Origin of the sequence: Burkholderia sp. SIMBA_051, assembly GCF_046534915.1 — a bacterium.
Classification (GTDB): domain Bacteria; phylum Pseudomonadota; class Gammaproteobacteria; order Burkholderiales; family Burkholderiaceae; genus Burkholderia; species Burkholderia ambifaria.
On record NZ_JAWRXS010000822.1, the window covers coordinates 1 to 239 of the forward strand.

At 67.4% G+C, this 239-nt stretch carries 1 protein-coding gene; it reads right to left on the bottom strand.

Going from position 1 to position 239, the window contains the following annotated elements:
* Positions 1–3 precede the first annotated feature (3 nt).
* Positions 4–239 (bottom strand): Maf family protein (locus tag SB771_RS36740; protein WP_410722252.1); only part of this gene is annotated, 236 nt, incomplete at its 5' end.

Sequence of the window (239 nt, forward strand, 5' to 3'; positions counted from 1 at the left end):
CGGTCATTGCGCCCCCAGGAGTGGAAAGTCCATCGCGAGCAGCATGCGCGACAGTGCGATCAACGGCAGGCCGACGAGTGCCGTCGGGTCGTCGGAATGAATGGCCTCGAGCAACGCGATGCCGAGTCCCTCGGATTTTGCGCTGCCCGCGACGTCGTACGGCGTTTCCGTCCGCAGATAGGCGTCCAGCGCGGCGTCCGGCAGATCGCGGAACCGCACGCGGGTCATCACGTCGGCCG